The organism is Streptomyces sp. NPDC088354 (assembly GCF_044753585.1).
In the GTDB taxonomy this organism is placed as follows: Bacteria; Actinomycetota; Actinomycetes; order Streptomycetales; family Streptomycetaceae; genus Actinacidiphila.
Map to the genome: position 1 here is coordinate 470,425 of NZ_JBIVNJ010000001.1, position 16,930 is coordinate 487,354.

The 16,930-nt window shown below is 72.6% G+C and carries 16 protein-coding genes; 13 read left to right on the forward strand and 3 right to left on the reverse strand.

Annotation, left to right across the window (positions count from 1 at the left end; translation table 11 throughout):
- Window positions 1-82 precede the first annotated feature (82 nt).
- From dacB to ACIP98_RS02285, 12 genes are all read left to right on the forward strand, one after another.
- On the forward strand, window positions 83-1,555 hold the full coding sequence (gene dacB, locus ACIP98_RS02230) for a D-alanyl-D-alanine carboxypeptidase/D-alanyl-D-alanine-endopeptidase (protein WP_401973247.1): 1,473 nt from the start codon (window positions 83-85) through the stop codon (window positions 1,553-1,555).
- A 54-nt stretch (window positions 1,556-1,609) separates the two neighbouring features.
- Window positions 1,610-2,782: a zinc-dependent metalloprotease gene (locus tag ACIP98_RS02235; protein ID WP_319662905.1), complete on the forward strand. Its 1,173-nt coding sequence runs from the start codon at window positions 1,610-1,612 to the stop codon at window positions 2,780-2,782.
- Window positions 2,783-3,037: 255 nt separating this feature from the next.
- A complete protein-coding gene (gene tilS, locus ACIP98_RS02240; protein ID WP_319662907.1) occupies window positions 3,038-4,024 on the forward strand; it encodes a tRNA lysidine(34) synthetase TilS in 987 nt (328 codons plus the stop codon).
- Window positions 4,025-4,060: 36 nt separating this feature from the next.
- Window positions 4,061-4,600, forward strand: coding sequence for a hypoxanthine phosphoribosyltransferase (hpt, locus tag ACIP98_RS02245; RefSeq protein WP_319663067.1), 540 nt, complete (start codon window positions 4,061-4,063; stop codon window positions 4,598-4,600).
- A 193-nt stretch (window positions 4,601-4,793) separates the two neighbouring features.
- On the forward strand, window positions 4,794-6,845 hold the full coding sequence (gene ftsH, locus ACIP98_RS02250) for an ATP-dependent zinc metalloprotease FtsH (RefSeq protein WP_319662909.1): 2,052 nt from the start codon (window positions 4,794-4,796) through the stop codon (window positions 6,843-6,845).
- Window positions 6,846-6,961: 116 nt separating this feature from the next.
- On the forward strand, window positions 6,962-7,570 hold the full coding sequence (folE, locus tag ACIP98_RS02255; RefSeq protein WP_319662910.1) for a GTP cyclohydrolase I FolE: 609 nt from the start codon (window positions 6,962-6,964) through the stop codon (window positions 7,568-7,570).
- A 178-nt stretch (window positions 7,571-7,748) separates the two neighbouring features.
- Window positions 7,749-9,506 (forward strand): phosphatidylglycerol lysyltransferase domain-containing protein, encoded by a 1,758-nt coding sequence (locus ACIP98_RS02260; protein WP_401973249.1) that lies wholly within the window; start codon window positions 7,749-7,751, stop codon window positions 9,504-9,506.
- A 32-nt stretch (window positions 9,507-9,538) separates the two neighbouring features.
- Window positions 9,539-10,393 carry a dihydropteroate synthase gene (gene folP / locus ACIP98_RS02265; protein ID WP_319662911.1) on the forward strand — a complete coding sequence of 285 codons (855 nt, stop codon included), beginning with the start codon at window positions 9,539-9,541 and terminating at the stop codon, window positions 10,391-10,393.
- Between the two features lie 64 nt (window positions 10,394-10,457).
- A complete protein-coding gene (locus ACIP98_RS02270; RefSeq protein ID WP_319662912.1) occupies window positions 10,458-10,937 on the forward strand; it encodes a nuclear transport factor 2 family protein in 480 nt (159 codons plus the stop codon).
- Between the two features lie 213 nt (window positions 10,938-11,150).
- A complete protein-coding gene (gene folB, locus ACIP98_RS02275; protein ID WP_319662913.1) occupies window positions 11,151-11,510 on the forward strand; it encodes a dihydroneopterin aldolase in 360 nt (119 codons plus the stop codon).
- Window positions 11,507-12,097, forward strand: coding sequence for a 2-amino-4-hydroxy-6-hydroxymethyldihydropteridine diphosphokinase (gene folK, locus ACIP98_RS02280; RefSeq protein ID WP_319662914.1), 591 nt, complete (start codon window positions 11,507-11,509; stop codon window positions 12,095-12,097). Before folB ends, folK begins: the two co-directional genes overlap by 4 nt.
- A gap of 50 nt (window positions 12,098-12,147) precedes the next feature.
- A complete protein-coding gene (locus ACIP98_RS02285) occupies window positions 12,148-12,642 on the forward strand; it encodes a DUF3180 domain-containing protein (RefSeq protein WP_319663069.1) in 495 nt (164 codons plus the stop codon).
- 52 nt (window positions 12,643-12,694) lie between these two features.
- Here the strand turns inward: ACIP98_RS02285 and ACIP98_RS02290 are convergent, their stop codons facing one another.
- On the reverse strand, window positions 12,695-13,297 hold the full coding sequence (locus tag ACIP98_RS02290) for a GPP34 family phosphoprotein (protein ID WP_319662915.1): 603 nt from the start codon (window positions 13,295-13,297) through the stop codon (window positions 12,695-12,697).
- Between the two features lie 325 nt (window positions 13,298-13,622).
- Between ACIP98_RS02290 and ACIP98_RS02295 the strand changes: the two genes are divergently transcribed.
- Window positions 13,623-14,645: a hypothetical protein gene (locus tag ACIP98_RS02295; protein WP_319662916.1), complete on the forward strand. Its 1,023-nt coding sequence runs from the start codon at window positions 13,623-13,625 to the stop codon at window positions 14,643-14,645.
- A gap of 41 nt (window positions 14,646-14,686) precedes the next feature.
- On the opposite strand, the gene ACIP98_RS02300 is transcribed toward ACIP98_RS02295, so the two are convergent.
- Window positions 14,687-15,829, reverse strand: a complete 1,143-nt coding sequence (locus ACIP98_RS02300; protein WP_319662918.1) for an NADH-quinone oxidoreductase subunit D — start codon at window positions 15,827-15,829, stop codon at window positions 14,687-14,689.
- A 4-nt stretch (window positions 15,830-15,833) separates the two neighbouring features.
- Complete coding sequence (locus ACIP98_RS02305) at window positions 15,834-16,892, reverse strand: SAM-dependent methyltransferase (protein WP_401973252.1); 1,059 nt, start codon at window positions 16,890-16,892, stop codon at window positions 15,834-15,836.
- Window positions 16,893-16,930 lie beyond the last annotated feature (38 nt).

The following is a 16,930-nucleotide window of genomic DNA, read 5'->3' on the forward strand; positions in this document are numbered from 1 at the left end:
CTGTCCTCCATGATCAGCACATACTTCTGGTGATTAAGTGTCTCCCACGCTTGTGTGTGGTCGCGAAAGGGGCTGGTCCGGGGTGCCCGTCTCCAAGAACTGGCAGGTGGTGGCGGGGTCGACCGCCGCCGGCCTCGCCGTGGCGCTGACAGCGGTGGCCCTCGCGGGACCGTGGGAGTCAGGCCAGCGTACGGCCGAACGGGTGAGGGCCGCCTCCCGGGAGGAGAAGCCGGCCGGGGCCGGCGGGGCGGGGCGACCGTCCCAAGGGCCCTCCGGGGGCCGCAAGGGGGCCTCCGCGCCGGTTCCGGCGCCCCGGGTGCTCGCCGCCGCCGTGGGCCCGCGGGGAGCCCTGCCGCCAGGCGGCAGCGGCCTCGCCGGCCGGCTCGCCCCGCTGCTCAAGGACCGGGCGCTCGGGCCGCTGACCACCGGCGCGGTCGTCGACGCGGCCACCGGGGAGGGCGTCTGGGGCCACCGCGAGGGCACCGCGGCCGTGCCCGCCTCCACCACCAAGATCGCCACGGCGGTCGCCGCGCTGTCGCTGCTCGGACCCGACCACCGGCTCACCACCGGTGTCGTCGCGGACGGCGACGACCGCGTCGTCCTGGTGGGCGGCGGCGATCCCACCCTCACGGCCCGCAAGTCCGCCGGGGGCGGCTATGCGGCGGCCTCGCTGCGCGCCCTCGCCGACGGCACCGCCCGCGCCCTCAAGGCCCGCGGCACACGCACCGTGCGGCTGTCGTACGACACGTCGCTCTACAGCGGGCCCACGGTGCATCCCATCGGGCACAACGACAACATCGCCCCGGTCGACGCCCTCATGGCGGACGAGGGCCGCGCCGACGTCAAGAGCTGGAAGGGCCCGGTGGCCCGGGTCTGGGACCCCGCGGCCAAGGCGGCGGCCACCTTCGCGGGGATGCTCCGCGACCGGGGCGTGAAGGTCACCGGAGCGGTGGACCGGCGCTCGGCCCCCGAGGGGCACGCCGCCGACCGGCTGGCCGTGGTGCGTTCGGCGCCGCTGTCCGACCTGGTCGAGCGGATGCTCACCAACAGCGACAACGACATCGCCGAGGCCCTGGCCCGGCACACCGCCCTCGCCGCCGGTCTGCCCGGCTCCTTCAGCGGCGGCGCCAAGGGCATCTCCTCCGCGCTGCGCGAGCTGGGGGTCCCGCTGAAGGGCGCCCGTTTCAACGACGGCAGCGGTCTGAACCGGGCCGACCGGCTCACCGCCGACCAGCTCGCCAGGCTCCTGGTGCTGGCCGGCGACCCCGAGTACCCCGAACTGCGGCCCACCCTGACGGGCCTGCCGGTCGCCCACTTCACCGGCTCCCTGAAGGAACGCTTCACCTCGGACGACGCCGGCGGCGGCCTGGGCGTCATCCGCGCCAAGACCGGCACCCTCACCGGGGTCAACGCGCTGGCCGGAACCGTGGTGAACGCCGACGGCCGGCTCGTCACCTTCGCCTTCCTCACCAACGGCACCACCAGCCCCGCGTCGGCCATGCGCGCCCTGGACCGGCTCGCCTCGGCGGTGGCCCAATGCGGTTGCCACGGTTGACCCGACACCCCGCGAACGCTCCCGAGCGCGGGGGACAGCACGTACCGTGAAGGAATGACGAGCATCGGTGGTGCGGAGATGGTCGACTGGAATCTCGCGGTCGCGACCGCGACCCGCTTCGTGCGGCCCGGACCCGAGGTCAGCCGGGACGAGGCGCGCGCGGTGGTCGCGGAGCTGCGGGGGTACGCGAAGGAGTCGGAGGCCCACGTACGGGCGTTCACGCGGATGTTCGGGGACCAGGAGCCCACGGACGCCGGCACGCCCGTGCTGATCGTGGACCGCCCAGGATGGATCAAGGCCAATGTGGCCGGCTTCCGCGAGGTGCTGAAGCCGCTGCTGGACAAGATGCAGGCCCGCAAGCCGGGCGGCCCCGGCGGCGCCGTGCTCGGCACCGTCGGCGGCAAGGTGACCGGTGTCGAGGTCGGGATGCTGCTGAGCTTCCTGGCCTCGCGTGTCCTCGGCCAGTACGAGACGTTCGCCCCGGCGTCCCGCGACATGCCGGCCGGCCCGGCGGTGCCGGGACCGGGCGAGCCGCGGACCGGGCGGCTGCTGCTGGTGGCCCCCAACATCGTCCACGTGGAGCGCGAACTCGACGTGGACCCGCACGACTTCAGGCTCTGGGTGTGCCTGCACGAGGAGACCCACCGCACGCAGTTCACGGCCGTCCCGTGGCTGCGCGACCACATCGAGCAGGAGGTCCAGGCCTTCCTCGGCGAGACCGAGATCGACCCCTCCACGCTGATCGAGCGGCTGCGCGAGGCGTTCCAGTCCTTCTCCGGCGGCCGTCCCGAGGCCGAGGAGGAGAGGATCGACGCCGGACCGGAGGACGGCCGCAGCCTGATCGACCTCGTGCAGACCCCGAACCAGCGGGAGATCCTGGGCCGGCTGACCGCGGTGATGTCGCTGCTGGAGGGGCACGCCGACTACGTGATGGACGGCGTCGGGCCGGACGTGGTGCCGTCGGTGGCCGAGATCCGGGAGAAGTTCCAGCTCCGCCGGCAGAGCGGCGCGGGGCGGCTGGACCAGGCGCTGCGCAGGCTGCTGGGACTGGACGCCAAGCTGCGCCAGTACCGGGACGGCGAGCGTTTCGTGCGGGCCGTGGTCGACCAGGCGGGCATGGACGGCTTCAACCGGATCTGGACCTCGCCCAACACGCTGCCGACGAAGCTGGAGATCGCCAAACCGGCGGACTGGGTGGCGCGGGTGCAGCGCAGGACCGAGACCTGAGCCACCGGGGCCGTTCCCGCTCCGGCGCATCCCGCCCCCACCCGTTACCCCACCCCGTCCCCAGCCGTTGTTCCAGCCGCCCTTTGCTCGTCTTTTCGCCTGTCCTTTCACCCGTCCGAGGGACCGTCGGCGCAGCGTAAGCGTGCAATGCTCGGGTATCGCACGCTGTCTGTCACCATCTAGCTACCCTGCGTCACTCCACCGTCTCCACTGCCTCCACTGCTCCGCCAGTGCTCTTCAGGAGGGAAACCGGACATGGGTCCCCACCCCGCGGTCGCGGCGATACGCCTCGCGGTCCGCCGCGTACTCCAGGACGTCCTGACCGACCACGCGGGCGGCAGCCCGCTGGTGCTCGCCGCCTGCAGCGGCGGCGCCGATTCCATGGCGCTCGCCACCGCGCTCGCCTTCGAGGCCCCCAAACTCGGCGTGCGCGCCGGCGGTGTGACCGTCGACCACGGCCTCCAGGACGGCTCGGACGTCCGTGCCGTGGACGTGGCCGCCCGCCTGCGTGGCCTGGGCCTGGACCCGGTGGACGCGGTCGCGGTCACCGTGGGCCGCCAGGGCGGCCCCGAGGCCGCGGCCCGTGACGCCCGCTACGCGGCCCTGGACGCCGCCGCGGAGCGCGCCGGCGCGACCGCCGTGCTGCTCGGCCACACCCGCGACGACCAGGCCGAGACGGTGCTGCTGGGGCTGGCGCGCGGCTCGGGCATCCGGTCGCTGTCCGGCATGCCGTCGGTCAACGGCCGCTACCGCCGGCCGTTCCTGCTGCTGGACCGGGACACGGTCCGCAAGGCCTGCCTGGCGCAGGGCATCGACGTGTGGGAGGACCCGCACAACCACGACCCGGCCTACACCCGCTCCCGCGTCCGGCACGAGGCGCTGCCCGTGCTGGAGAAGTCCCTCGGCAAGGGCGTGGTCGAGGCGCTGGCGCGTACCGCCCAGCTCTCCCGAGACGACGCGGACGCCCTCGACCAGTGGGCCGCCGAGGCGGAACGGTCCGCCTCCGACGCCGAGGGCGGCCTGGACATCGCCCGCCTGCTCGTGCTCCCCCCCGCCGTCCGCCGCCGGGTGCTGCGCCGCGCGGCCCTCGCCGCGGGTTCCCCCGCCGGTTCGCTCTTCGCCCGCCACATCGAGGAGACCGACCGCCTGCTCACCGCCTGGCGCGGTCAGAAGCCGCTCAACCTGCCGGGCGGAGTCGCCGTCGGGCGGCGCAATGGCAGACTGTTCTTCCAGGCCTTGTAGACCGAGCCGGAAGTTGTACGGGTGAACGAGAACGACATGGGCACCGACCTCGAGAAGGTGCTCATCTCCAAGCAAGAGATCGACGCCAAGCTGGCGGAGCTGGCGGCGAAGATCGACCGGGACTACCAAGGCAAGGACCTGCTCATCGTCGGCGTCCTCAAGGGCGCGGTGATGGTCATGGCGGATCTCGCCCGCACCCTGTCCTCCCACGTCACGATGGACTGGATGGCCGTGTCCTCGTACGGCGCCGGGACCAAGTCCTCCGGCGTGGTGCGCATCCTCAAGGACCTGGACACCGACATCGCGGGCCGTGACGTCCTGATCGTCGAGGACATCATCGACTCCGGCCTGACCCTGTCGTGGCTGATCAGCAACCTCGGCTCGCGCCGTCCGGCCTCGCTGGAGGTCTGCACGCTGCTGCGGAAGCCTGATGCGGCCAAGGTCACGATCGACGTCAAGTACGTCGGATTCGACATCCCGAACGAGTTCGTGGTCGGCTATGGCCTCGACTTCGCGGAGAAGTACCGGAACCTGCCGTTCATCGGCACTCTTGCGCCGCACGTGTACGGCGGCTGAGGCCTGCGGGAACCCTCACGCCCTCCGCGGCGTTGGAGGGTGGTAACGCTGTTTGTTAACGGTCTCCGGCGACTTCGGGTGACAATGCTGGGGTACCGTCCGAAGGTCGGTTCATACACCGGATGCACCGGCGGCTCTCCGGCCGCTGTGCCTCACTGTGGCAGGAGGGACGGGGCGTGATCGCCCCGCATGGATGGACGTGAAGCGCTATTTCCGTGGGCCAGTCATGTGGATCGTGCTGGCTGTCCTCGCCGTGGTCGTATTGATGCAGGTCGTCGGCTCGTCCGGCGGCTACAAGACGGTGGACACCGGCCAGGTCATCGCGGCGATCGACACCAATCAGGCCAAGTCGGCAGAGCTCACCACCGGTGACGAGAGCACCATCAAGGTCCAGCTCAAGGACGGCGCCAAGGTCAACGGCAAGGACCTCGGCTCCTCGAAGATCAAGGCGAGCTACATCGGCGACCAGGGCGTCGACATCGCGAAGACGCTGCAGACGAAGTCGGAGAACGGCCAGCTCCCGCAGGGGTACACCGTCGCTCCCTCGAAGCAGAACGCCTTCGTCGGCATCCTGCTCTCGCTGCTGCCCTTCGTGCTGATCGTCGTCGTGTTCCTGTTCCTGATGAACCAGATGCAGGGCGGCGGCTCCCGGGTCATGAACTTCGGGAAGTCCAAGGCCAAGCTGATCACCAAGGACACTCCGAAGACCACCTTCGCCGACGTCGCGGGCGCGGACGAGGCGGTCGAGGAGCTCCAGGAGATCAAGGAGTTCCTCCAGGAGCCGGCGAAGTTCCAGGCCGTGGGCGCCAAGATTCCCAAGGGTGTGCTGCTGTACGGCCCGCCCGGCACCGGCAAGACCCTGCTCGCGCGTGCCGTCGCGGGCGAGGCGGGCGTGCCGTTCTACTCGATCTCCGGTTCCGACTTCGTCGAGATGTTCGTCGGTGTCGGTGCCTCCCGGGTCCGCGACCTGTTCGAGCAGGCCAAGGCGAACGCCCCGGCCATCGTCTTCGTCGACGAGATCGACGCCGTCGGCCGGCACCGCGGTGCGGGCCTCGGCGGCGGGCACGACGAGCGCGAGCAGACGCTGAACCAGCTGCTGGTCGAGATGGACGGTTTCGACGTGAAGGGCGGCGTCATCCTGATCGCCGCCACCAACCGCCCCGACATCCTGGACCCGGCGCTGCTGCGTCCCGGCCGCTTCGACCGGCAGATCGCCGTCGACCGTCCGGACCTGCAGGGCCGCCTGGAGATCCTCCAGGTCCACCAGAAGGGCAAGCCGGTCGCGCCGGACGTCGACCTCAAGGCCGTCGCCCGCCGCACCCCCGGCTTCACCGGTGCGGACCTCGCCAACGTCCTCAACGAGGCGGCGCTGCTCACCGCGCGCAGCGACAAGAAGCTGGTCGACAACGTGATGCTGGACGAGGCCATCGACCGTGTCGTGGCCGGCCCGCAGAAGCGCACCCGGATCATGTCCGAGAAGGAGAAGAAGATCACCGCGTACCACGAGGGCGGACACGCCCTGGTCGCGGCGGCCTCTCCGAACAGCGACCCGGTGCACAAGATCACGATCCTGTCGCGCGGCCGTGCCCTGGGCTACACCATGGTGCTGCCGGACGAGGACAAGTACTCGACCACCCGCAACGAGATGCTCGACCGGCTGGCCATGACCATGGGCGGCCGCGCGGCGGAGGAGCTGGTCTTCCACGACCCGACCACCGGTGCCGCGGACGACATCGAGAAGGCCACCGCGACGGCCCGTGCGATGGTCACCCAGTACGGCATGACCGAGCGGCTGGGCGCGATCAAGTTCGGGACGAGTGACGGCGAGCCGTTCCTCGGCCGGGAGATGTCCCACCAGCGCGACTACTCGGAAGAGGTCGCCGGGCTGGTCGACGAAGAGGTCAAGAAGCTCATCGAGACCGCGCACAACGAGGCGTGGGAGATCCTGGTCGAGAACCGCGACGTCCTCGACAACCTCGTTCTGGCCCTCCTGGAGAAGGAGACGCTGAACAAGGAGGAGATCGCCGAGGTCTTCAAGCAGATCGTCAAGCGCCCGCCGCGGCCGGCCTGGACGGGCTCCTCGCGGCGCACGCCGTCGACCCGCCCGCCGGTGCTCTCGCCCAAGGAGCTCGCCCTGACCAACGGCACCCAGCCGTCGGCCAACGGCACGGCCACCGCGGCCGGCTCCCTGAGCAAGTCCGCCGAGAGCGTCGAGCTCCCGGAGGAACCCGGCACCGAGGGCTGACGCCCCCGGCGTGGGATCGCTCACGCTCACCGGAATGTCCGCCGTGCCCCCCAGGTTTCCTATCCTGGGGGGCGCGGCTTTTCCGCGTGGTACGGCGTACGAGGAACGAGGCACACATGACCGACCCGGTGACCCTTGAGGGCGAGCTGAGCCCCATCGGCGAGTTCGACGAGAAGCGTGCCGAGAACGCGATCCGCGAACTCCTCATCGCCGTCGGCGAGGACCCCGACCGGGAGGGCCTGCGCGAGACCCCGGCGCGGGTCGCGCGCTCGTACCGGGAGATCTTCGCCGGGCTCTACCAGGAGCCGGAGGACGTGCTGACGACCACCTTCGACCTCGGGCACGACGAGATGGTGCTGGTCAAGGACATCGAGGTGCTCTCCAGCTGTGAGCACCACCTGGTCCCCTTCGTGGGCGTCGCGCACGTCGGCTACATCCCGTCGGCGGACGGCAAGATCACCGGACTGTCCAAGCTGGCGCGGCTGGTGGACGTCTTCGCCCGCCGTCCGCAGGTGCAGGAGCGGCTGACCACGCAGATCGCCGAGTCCCTGATGCGGATACTCGAACCGCGCGGTGTGATCGTGGTCATCGAGTGCGAGCACATGTGCATGACGATGCGGGGGGTCCGCAAGCCCGGCGCCAAGACCCTCACCTCGGCGGTGCGCGGGCAGCTGCGCGACCCCGCCACGCGGGCCGAGGCCATGAGCATGATCATGTCGCGATGAGCTGATCGCCGGCGGTGTCCGGCGAGGGTCCCCCCCCGGACGGGCACGACATCCGGGGGGACACGGTTGTGCCACCGACGGAACCCCAGGGCGGGTGTTCACGTCCTACTGGGCGCACATCTTCGTACGCGAGTGGGGCGTACGGGACTTTTCCGCAACGCTGGAGCTTGGTGGGGCCATGTCTGTCGTCGCACAGGAAGATCCCGGCGCACGGGTTTCCCGGGGAGCAGAGCGGAGGCTTCCCGCGGTGCTGCCCGCCGCGGCGTCCCCTCGTGCGGTGGGGACGGCGTGCGCGCTGGTCGGGCTGATGGACCTGGCGGCCGGGATCTTCCCCCGGTTCCGCTACAGCCGGATGCACGTGCTGGCCGGGGTGGTCCCCGGGACCGTCACGTCGGTGGCCGCGGCGGCGGCCGTGGTGACCGGCATCCTCATGCTGATGCTGGCGCACGCCCTCAAGCGGGGGAAGAAGCGCGCCTGGCGGGCCGCGGTGGTCCTGCTGCCGATCGGCGGGGTGGCGCAGCTGCTGCACCGTCACTCCCTGGGCGGCGCGGTCCTGTCGGCGGTGCTGCTGACCCTGCTGATCAGGTACCGGGCGGAGTTCTCGGCGCTCGGCGATCCGCGGACGCGATGGCGGGCGGTGGCGGCGTTCGCCGGACTGAGCGGGCTCAGCGTGCTGCTGGGGCTGCTCATCGTCAGCGCGCACCCGGCGGCGGAGATGGGCGACCCGACGGTGGCGCAGCGGTTCACCGAGGTGGTGTACGGGCTGTTCGGCTTCGACGGGCCGGTCGCCTACGCCACCGACCAGGTGGCCGACGTCGTCGCGTACTCGCTGGGCGGCCTCGGATTCCTGACCGCCGCGACCACCGCGTACCTGGCGCTGCGCCCCGCCCACCCGGTCGCCGAACTGACGGCGGAGGACGAGGAGCGGCTGCGCTGCCTGCTGGCCCGGCACGGCGCCCGGGACTCCCTCGGGCACTTCGCGCTGCGCCGGGACAAGAGCGTGGTGTTCTCCCCGAGCGGCAAGGCGGCGGTCTGCTACCGCGTCGTGTCCGGGGTGATGCTGGCCAGTGGTGATCCGATCGGCGACGTCGAGGCCTGGCCGGGCGCGATACACCGCTTCATGGCGGAGGCCCGCGCGCACGCGTGGATCCCGGCGGTGATGGGCTGCAGCGAGACCGGCGGCGAGGTGTGGACCCGGGAGACCGGGCTGGACGCGCTGGAGCTGGGCGACGAGGCGATCGTGCAGACGGCGGCGTTCTCGCTGTCCGGGCGGGCCATGCGCAACGTACGGCAGATGGTCAAGCGGATCGAGCGGGCCGGCTACGCGTGCAAGGTGCGCCGGGTGGGCGAGGTGGCCGAGGACGAGCGCGAGCTGATCCGCCGCGCGGCCGACGCGTGGCGGGGCACCGAGACCGAGCGCGGCTTCTCGATGGCGCTGGGCCGGATCGGCGACCCGTCGGACGCGGAGTGCGTGGTGGCGACCGCCCACGACGCGGACGGCGAACTGCGGGCGGTGCTGCACTTCGTGCCCTGGGGCAGCGACGGGATGTCGCTGGACCTCATGCGGCGCGACCGGGCCGCCGACCCCGGCCTGAACGAGCTGCTGATCGTCGCGGCGCTGCAACGGGCTCCGGAACTCGGGGTGAAGCGGGTCTCGCTGAACTTCGCGATGTTCCGCTCGGCGCTGGCCCGCGGTGAGCGGCTGGGCGCCGGGCCGGTGTTGCGCACCTGGCGCGGGCTGCTGGTCTTCCTGTCGCGCTGGTTCCAGATCGAGTCGCTGTACAAGTTCAACGCGAAGTTCCAGCCCGAGTGGCTGCCGCGCTTCCTGGTCTTCCGCGCCACGAAGGACCTGCCCCGGATCGGCCTGGCCGCGATGCGGGCCGAGGGCTTCGTCACCCTCGCCCTGCCCGCCTGGGCCTCCCGGCGTCTTCGGTGACCGGTGTCCGGGCCGCCACATAGGCTGACCTCATGGGTACGATGCGCGGCCACGTGGCCGGATTGCCGTCCTGGGACCGGTGCGCGGTCATGGGCGTGGTGAACGTCACGCCGGACTCGTTCTCCGACGGCGGCGAGTGGTTCGACCCGGAGCTGGCCGTGAAGCACGGGCTGGACCTGGTGGCGGCCGGTGCCGACCTGGTGGACGTCGGCGGCGAGTCGACCCGCCCGGGGGCGGCGCGCGTGGACGAGTCGGAGGAACTGCGCCGGGTGATCCCGGTGGTCCGCGAACTGGCCAGGGCCGGGGTCGTGGTGAGCGTGGACACGATGCGCGCCGCGGTCGCGGAGAAGGCGGTCGGGGCGGGCGCGGCGCTGGTCAACGACGTCAGCGGCGGCCTCGCCGATCCGGCGATGATCCCGGTCGTGGCGGCGTCGGGCGCCCCGTTCGTCGTGATGCACTGGCGCGGCCAGAGCATCGACATGAACAACCGCGCGGTCTACGCGGACGTGGTCGGCGAGGTCACCGACGAGCTGCGGCGCAGCTTCGACGCGGCGGTGTCCGGCGGGATCGACCCGGAGCGGATCGTCCTCGATCCCGGCCTGGGCTTCGCCAAGGACGCCGAGCACGACCTCGCGCTGATCGCGCACATGGAGGACCTGCGGACGCTGGGCCGCCCACTGCTGATCGCGGCCTCGCGCAAGCGGTTCCTCGGCCGGGTCCTGGCCGGTGAGGGCGGCGATCCGCCGCCGGCGCGCGAGCGGGACGCGGCGACGGCCGCGGTGACCGCGATCGCCGCGAGCCGCGGGGCGTGGGCGGTGCGGGTGCACGAGGTGCACGACAGTGCGGACGCGGTCCGTGTGGCGCGGGCGATCGAAGGGGCGCGATGAGCGAGCGGTGGCAGTGGGGTCGGGGGGCGCGGTCGCGCCGTACCGTGGCGCTGGGGGTGTCGCGGTGACGCCGCGCACGGCCGAGGCGGCGCAGGTCGAACAGGCGAACCAGGCGTTCTACGACGCCGTGGAGCGCTCGGACCTGGACGCGCTGGAGGAACTGGTGCTGACCGGCCCGCTGGCGGAGACGGTGTCGGTGGTGCACCCGGGGTGGCCGGTGCTGCGCGGCCGCCGTGAGGTGATGCGCTCGTACGCGCTGATCATGGCGAACACCGACTACATCCAGTTCTTCCTCACGGACGTGGAGGTCGCGGTCGACGGGGACACGGCGCTCGTGACGTGCACCGAGAACATCCTCACCGGCGGCCCGGCCGAGGAGGAGGGCGAGATGGGCTCGCTGGTGGGCGGTCTGGTGGTGGCCACGAATGTGTTCCGGCGCACACCGGAGGGCTGGCGGCTGTGGGTGCACCACGGCTCCCCGGTCATGGCCGGTGCCGGTGAGGACGACGGGGACGGCGCGGACGACGGCGAGGGTGCGGCCTGAACACCCCGGTGGGTGCCACCCGTTCGTGCCAACAACCGGACCGGAGCGGAATACGGGCCTCCGCTCCGGGGTAAGCGCGGGTCGTTCGGGCCCCCTACTGCCCCGGTACTGGGGGCTGTCGGCGGTCGCAGGTAGATTCGAGTAAGGGCGTACTGTTACGTCCTGCCCCTCGCCAAATTCGTTCATGCGTTCGATGACCAGTGGGAGTGCATCGTGGACCGAGTCGCGCTGCGTGGCCTGAGGGCCCGCGGGCACCACGGCGTGTTCGAGCACGAGCGCCGCGAGGGCCAGGACTTCGTGGTGGACCTCGTCCTCGGGCTGGACACCGCGCCGGCCGCGGCCACGGACGACCTGACCAGGACCGTGCACTACGGGATCGTCGCCGAGGAGGTCGCGGCCGTCGTGCGAGGCGAGCCGGTGGACCTCATCGAGACCCTCGCCCAGCGGATCGCCGACCAGTGCCTCGAGCACGAGCTGGTGGAGGAGGTCGAGGTGACCGTGCACAAGCCGCAGGCCCCGATCACCGTTCCCTTTGACGACGTGACCGTATCGATCATCCGGAGGCGCCCGTGAGCTACGACCCCACCGTGCAGCCCGTCCCGGCCTCCGTTGTCGCGCAGGTCGACGCGGCGGACTCCACGCTGCAGAACCCCAAGTACGCCGTCATCTCCCTGGGGAGCAATCTCGGCAACCGCCTGGACACCCTCCAGGGCGCCGTGGACGCGTTGGAGGACACTCCTGGCGTCCGGGTGAAGAAGGTCTCGCCGGTGTACGAGACCGAGCCCTGGGGCGTCGAACCGGGCTCCCAGCCGAACTACTTCAACGCCGTGGTCCTGATCAGGACCACCCTGCCGCCGTCCTCGCTGCTGGAGCGCGGCCGGGCCATCGAGGACGCCTTCGCCAGGACCCGCACCGAGCGGTGGGGACCCCGGACCATCGACGTCGACATCGTGGCCTACCAGGGCGTGGTCTCCGACGACCCGGAGCTCACGCTGCCGCACCCGCGCGCGCACCAGCGGGCGTTCGTGCTCGCGCCGTGGCACGACATCGACCCCGCGGCGGAACTGCCGGGCGCGGGCCCGGTGGCGGGGCTGCTGGCCGGTGTGGGCCGGGAGGCGGTCTGGTCCCGCGGTGACGTGGAACTCAGGCTGCCCGAGTAATCGTTGACGACTTCGTCGTTGTGTCCGTCGATGTGGGGAGCGAGTACTCGGTGAAGGCGCTGCGTATCAGGACCCTGGTCGGTCTCTTCGTCGTGGCCGGGGTCCTTTCCTGGGCCGGCGCCAAGCTGTGGGACTCGGTGGGCACGCTGCCCAGCGTGCCGGTGGCCGCCCCCATCGTGCTGGCGCTGATCGCGGTCGTGCTGGCCGCGACCGCGCTGTCGCTGCGCTCCCGGCTGCGGGCCCAGCGCGAGCGGCGCCCCGGCGCCAAGGGGGTGGACCCGCTGCTGGCCGCCCGCGCGGTGGTCTTCGGCCAGGCGAGCGCGCTGGTGGCCTCCCTGGTCGCGGGCATGTACGGCGGCGCGGTCGTGTTCCTGATCATGTACGAGCTCGACAACGAGCCCCGCCGCAACCAGGCGATCTACGGTGGCGCGGCGGTGATCGCGGGCGTCGCGGTGTGCGCCGCCGCGCTCTTCCTGGAGCGGGTCTGCCGGCTCCCCGAGGACGAGGACGACCACCGCAACGGCGTCATAGGGGACCGCGCGTAGCGCTCGGCGTACGCCGTACGCCGCGTCCGCCGCGTACGGTCCGCGCGGGCGGTCAGTAGCCGCGCCGGACGTTCTCCGCGTGGGCGTCCTCCCGCCGCCTCGCGCGGCGCCGGCGCTCGGCGGCGAGTTCGCCCACCGCGTCGTCCACGGCGGCGAGCACGGCCGCCGTCCCCGGGTCGGCGGCCGGCGGTGCTCCGTCCCGCAGACCCACGGCCGTCCCGAGGCCGGCCAGCACGGGTTCCGCCGCCGCCCAGCGCTCCGCCGCGCGACGGCGGGCCGGGGTGTCGGTCGGCACGATCGAGGTCGTCCGCAGGACCACCCAGCGCCGCCGCCGCTTCTCCTCCAGCTCGCCGTCCGCCTCCAGCGCGGCCAGGTAGGCCGGGGTCAGGTCCCGGCCCCGGCGCCACAGCCAGTCGGTGACCGTCTCGTACGGCGCCTGGCGGTTGAGCGCCGCCGCGGCACGGTCCAGCAGCGGGTCCGCCAGGGGGGACCGCTCCCCGGGCACGAGGCGGTCGTCCGCCAGCGTCACGGCCCCGGCGGCGATGAGGTCGACCGCCTCGGCCCCGGCGAGCGCGAGCGACAGATCGCCCTGCTCCACGGAGCGGCCGACGGCCGGTTCGGAGGCGGTGATCAGCAAGTCCCGCGGTGTGCTCATGTGACGGCTCCCCGTCGGGACGCCGTCCGGCGGCCCTCCCGCCGATTGTCACGCGCCCGCCGCCCACCCGCCAGTGATCTCCGCGGGGCCGGGGCGGGTCCAGCAGGCCCGTGTGGAGCGGAGGGGGACGGCCGGCGTGCGGCCGCGGAACACCTCGCGTCCAAGGGCCCGCCGTGGTGCCGGGCGGGAGCGGAATTCCTCCGCGGAGGGCCGGGGGCAACGCATGGTATCGGCGCGGACGCCCTCCGTATTTGTCGTTGTATGTTCAGTGAGAAATCGGAAGGCGGAGCCCCATGCGACTCACGGGCACGCTAAGTTCCTTGGCATGCCACGTGGACGCCACCGCCATTCCCAACCGCTGCACAGGCTGCTGCCGCCCGTGACGGTCGCCGGTTCCGCCGCGGCCCTCGCGCTCGGCGCGCTGGCGATCGGTGATCCGGCGCTGCTCCGTGTCCTCGTGTTCGCGGCGGCGGCGTCCGCCGGTACCGGTGCCTTCCTGCTGCGCAGTTGGGACCGCTCGGCCGGCAAGCAGGTCGCCGACCTCAAGACCGCCCGCGTGCGCGACGAGTGGCGCGCCGACGAGCGCATCGCGGAGCTGGAGGTCGACCTCGAGGACTCCCGCGATCTGCGCGGCAAGCTGGAGAACAAACTGCGCGGCAAGCGCGCCGAACTGGCCCGGCTGCGCACCGAGCACGCCGATCTGCTGCGCCGCTACGCCACCGCCGAGTCCGAGCGCGCCCGCGCCCTGGAGGACGGCCGTGTGCTGGCCCGCCAGGCCGCCGGTTCCGCGCTGCCGGTGCCGGCGAACGCGCTCGGCCCCACCGCCTATCTGCGGGCCGCCACGGCGCTCAAGGACCTGTCGCGCAACGCCGCCCGCCAGCAGGCCGCGGCCACCGTCGAGGAGGCCCGCCGCCGCGACGTGACGGACTCCGACGAGCAGCACGGCCGGCACGCCGCCGCGGACGGTTCCACGGCCACCAGCGGCGTCCTGGAGCGCCCCGCGGGCAACCCGGCCCTGCCGGTGCGCCAGCCCAAGGCGCTGCCGGCCGTCGCCGCGGCCGTCCTTCCGTACGCCAAGCCGCACAAGCAGGCCTCCCGTGCCCAGGGCGGGTTCGACTTCTTCGGCACGGCCAAGAACGCCAAGGGCCAGCCGAAGGAACTGCCGCCGGGGGCGGAGGGGGCCGCGGAGGCGGACCTCGCCGACGTCGTCGGGGACGAGGCGCTCGCCGCCCGCGCCGCGCTGCAGTCCGGCGCCGCGGCCGAGGCGGGCGCCGAGGTCATCGACCTCACCGTGCACGACGAGACCGAGCAGCTCGACCTCAGCGAGCTGCGCGCCCAGTCCTCGTAGTTCCGGTCCTCCTCGTAGTGGCGCAGTGCCCCTGCGCGGCCCTACTTGTCGATGTCGCCCACGACGAAGAACATCGAGCCGAGGATCGCCACCATGTCCGCGACCAGGGTGCCGGGCAGCAGCACGGCCAGCGCCTGGATGTTGTTGTAGGACGCCGAGCGCAGCTTCAGCCGGTACGGCGTCTTCTCGCCCTTGGACACCAGGTAGTAGCCGTTGAGCCCGAGCGGGTTCTCCGTCCAGGCGTAGGTGTGGCCCTCCGGGGCCTTGAGCACCTTGGGCAGCCGCTGGTTGACCGGGCCCGGGGGCAGTTCGGCCAACCGGTCCAGGCAGGCGTCCGCGAGGTCCAGGGCGTTGTGCGTCTGGTGCAGCAGCATCTCGAAGCGGGCCAGGCAGTCGCCCTCGGAGCGGGTCGCCACCTCCAGGGTGTCCTGGAGCTCCCCGTAGGCCAGGTACGGCTCGTCGCGCCGCAGGTCGAAGTCGACGCCCGAGGCGCGCGCGATCGGGCCGCTGACGCCGTACGCGTGGACGTCCCGCGCCGGCAGCACCCCGACGCCACGGGTGCGGCCGCGGAAGATCTCGTTGCCCAGCACCAGGTCGTCGAAGGTCCCCATGCGGGAGCGCACCTGCGCCACCGCGGCGCGCGCGCGTCCGTGCCAGCCGTTCGGCAGGTCCTCCTTGAGGCCGCCGACCCGGTTGAACATGTAGTGCATGCGGCCGCCGGAGACCTCCTCCATGACCGCCTGGAGGTCCTCGCGCTCGCGGAACGCGTAGAAGATCGGCGTGATGCCGCCCAGTTCCAGCGGGTACGAGCCGAGGAACATCAGGTGGTTGAGCACCCGGTTCAGCTCGGCGAGCAGGGTGCGGGTCCACACCGCGCGCTCCGGCACCTCCATGCCGAGCATGCGCTCCACCGCCAGGACGACGCCCAGTTCGTTCGAGAAGGCGGAGAGCCAGTCGTGGCGGTTGGCCAGCATGATGATCTGGCGGTAGTCGCGGGCCTCGAAGAGCTTCTCCGCGCCCCGGTGCATGTAGCCGACGATCGGCTCGGCCTCGCTGATCCGCTCCCCGTCCAGCTTCAGCCGCAACCGCAGCACGCCGTGCGTCGAGGGGTGCTGCGGGCCGATGTTCAGCACCATGTCCGTGCCCTCGGCGGCGCCGCCGATCCCGATCGTGGTCTCCGTCATGCGCCTAGTTTCCCACCCGTCCCACCCGCCGTGCGGGCCGGTTGGGCGCGACGGGCAGGCTGAGCCAGAGGAAGCCGCCGAGGCCGGTGGGGGCGGTCAGCTCGGCGGCCTGGCCGGCGGCGGCCAGGGCGCGGACGTAGCCGCCGGGATCGGTCGACGCCAGGGAGAGCGGGGGGCGGCCGCCGGTGACGCCGAGGGCGTGCAGGGCCTCGCGCTGGGTGGTGAGGACGGCCCCGGCGCCGGCCGCGGCGGCGCAGGCGTCCATGGCCACGTGCGCGGTGATGTCGCTGGAGCCGTCGGGCACGGCGGGGGAGATCTCGCGGCCCTCGCGGAAGGCGGTGAGCGTCCCGTACGGCGGACGGGCGCCGGCCACGTGCCCGTAGTCGACCGCGACGGCGAGTCCCGCGTCGAGGCGGGCCGTCGCGTCCGCCCAGGCGGAATCCCGCCACCGGCCGATCTCCGCCCGCGTCCCCTCCTCCGCGCCCGTCAGCGGCCACCAGCGGTCGAGCCACGCGGCGTCCGCGCCGGCCACCGGGTCGCCCAGCCGCTCGGCCCCGTCGCGGGCGCGTACCAGGACGTACCGGGCGACGCCCTCCGCGTCCGTCTGCGCGACGTCGACCGGTACGTTGTCCAGCCACTCGTTGGCGAAAAGGAGTCCGCGCACGCCCCGCGGCGGCTCCGCGCACCACACGACGCGCTCGTCCAGACCCGGCGGACGCGGCGCCTTCTCGACCGCCCAGACCCGCAGCCGGGGCTCCCGCAGGGTCTCCAGGACCGCCCTGACCAGCTCTCCGGCGCCCGCGCCGACGTCGACGAACGCGAGCTCCGGCGGGTGCCCGAGGTCGGTGTCGACGCGCCGGAGCAGTTCCGCGACGGCGCCGGCGAAGAGCGGCGAGGCGTGCACGGAGGTGCGGAAGTGGGCGGCCGGACGCTCGCGCCGGAAGAAGCCGGCGGGCCCGTACAGCGCCCGCTCGGTGGCTTCCCGCCACCCCGTCCACCCGCCCGCGTCCCCGGGCCGGTCCCCGGTTGTGTCTTCGGTCACGGCTCCACCGTATGGGCCCATCTCGGAGGGTTCGCGATCCGCGGTCGCTCTTCGCGGAC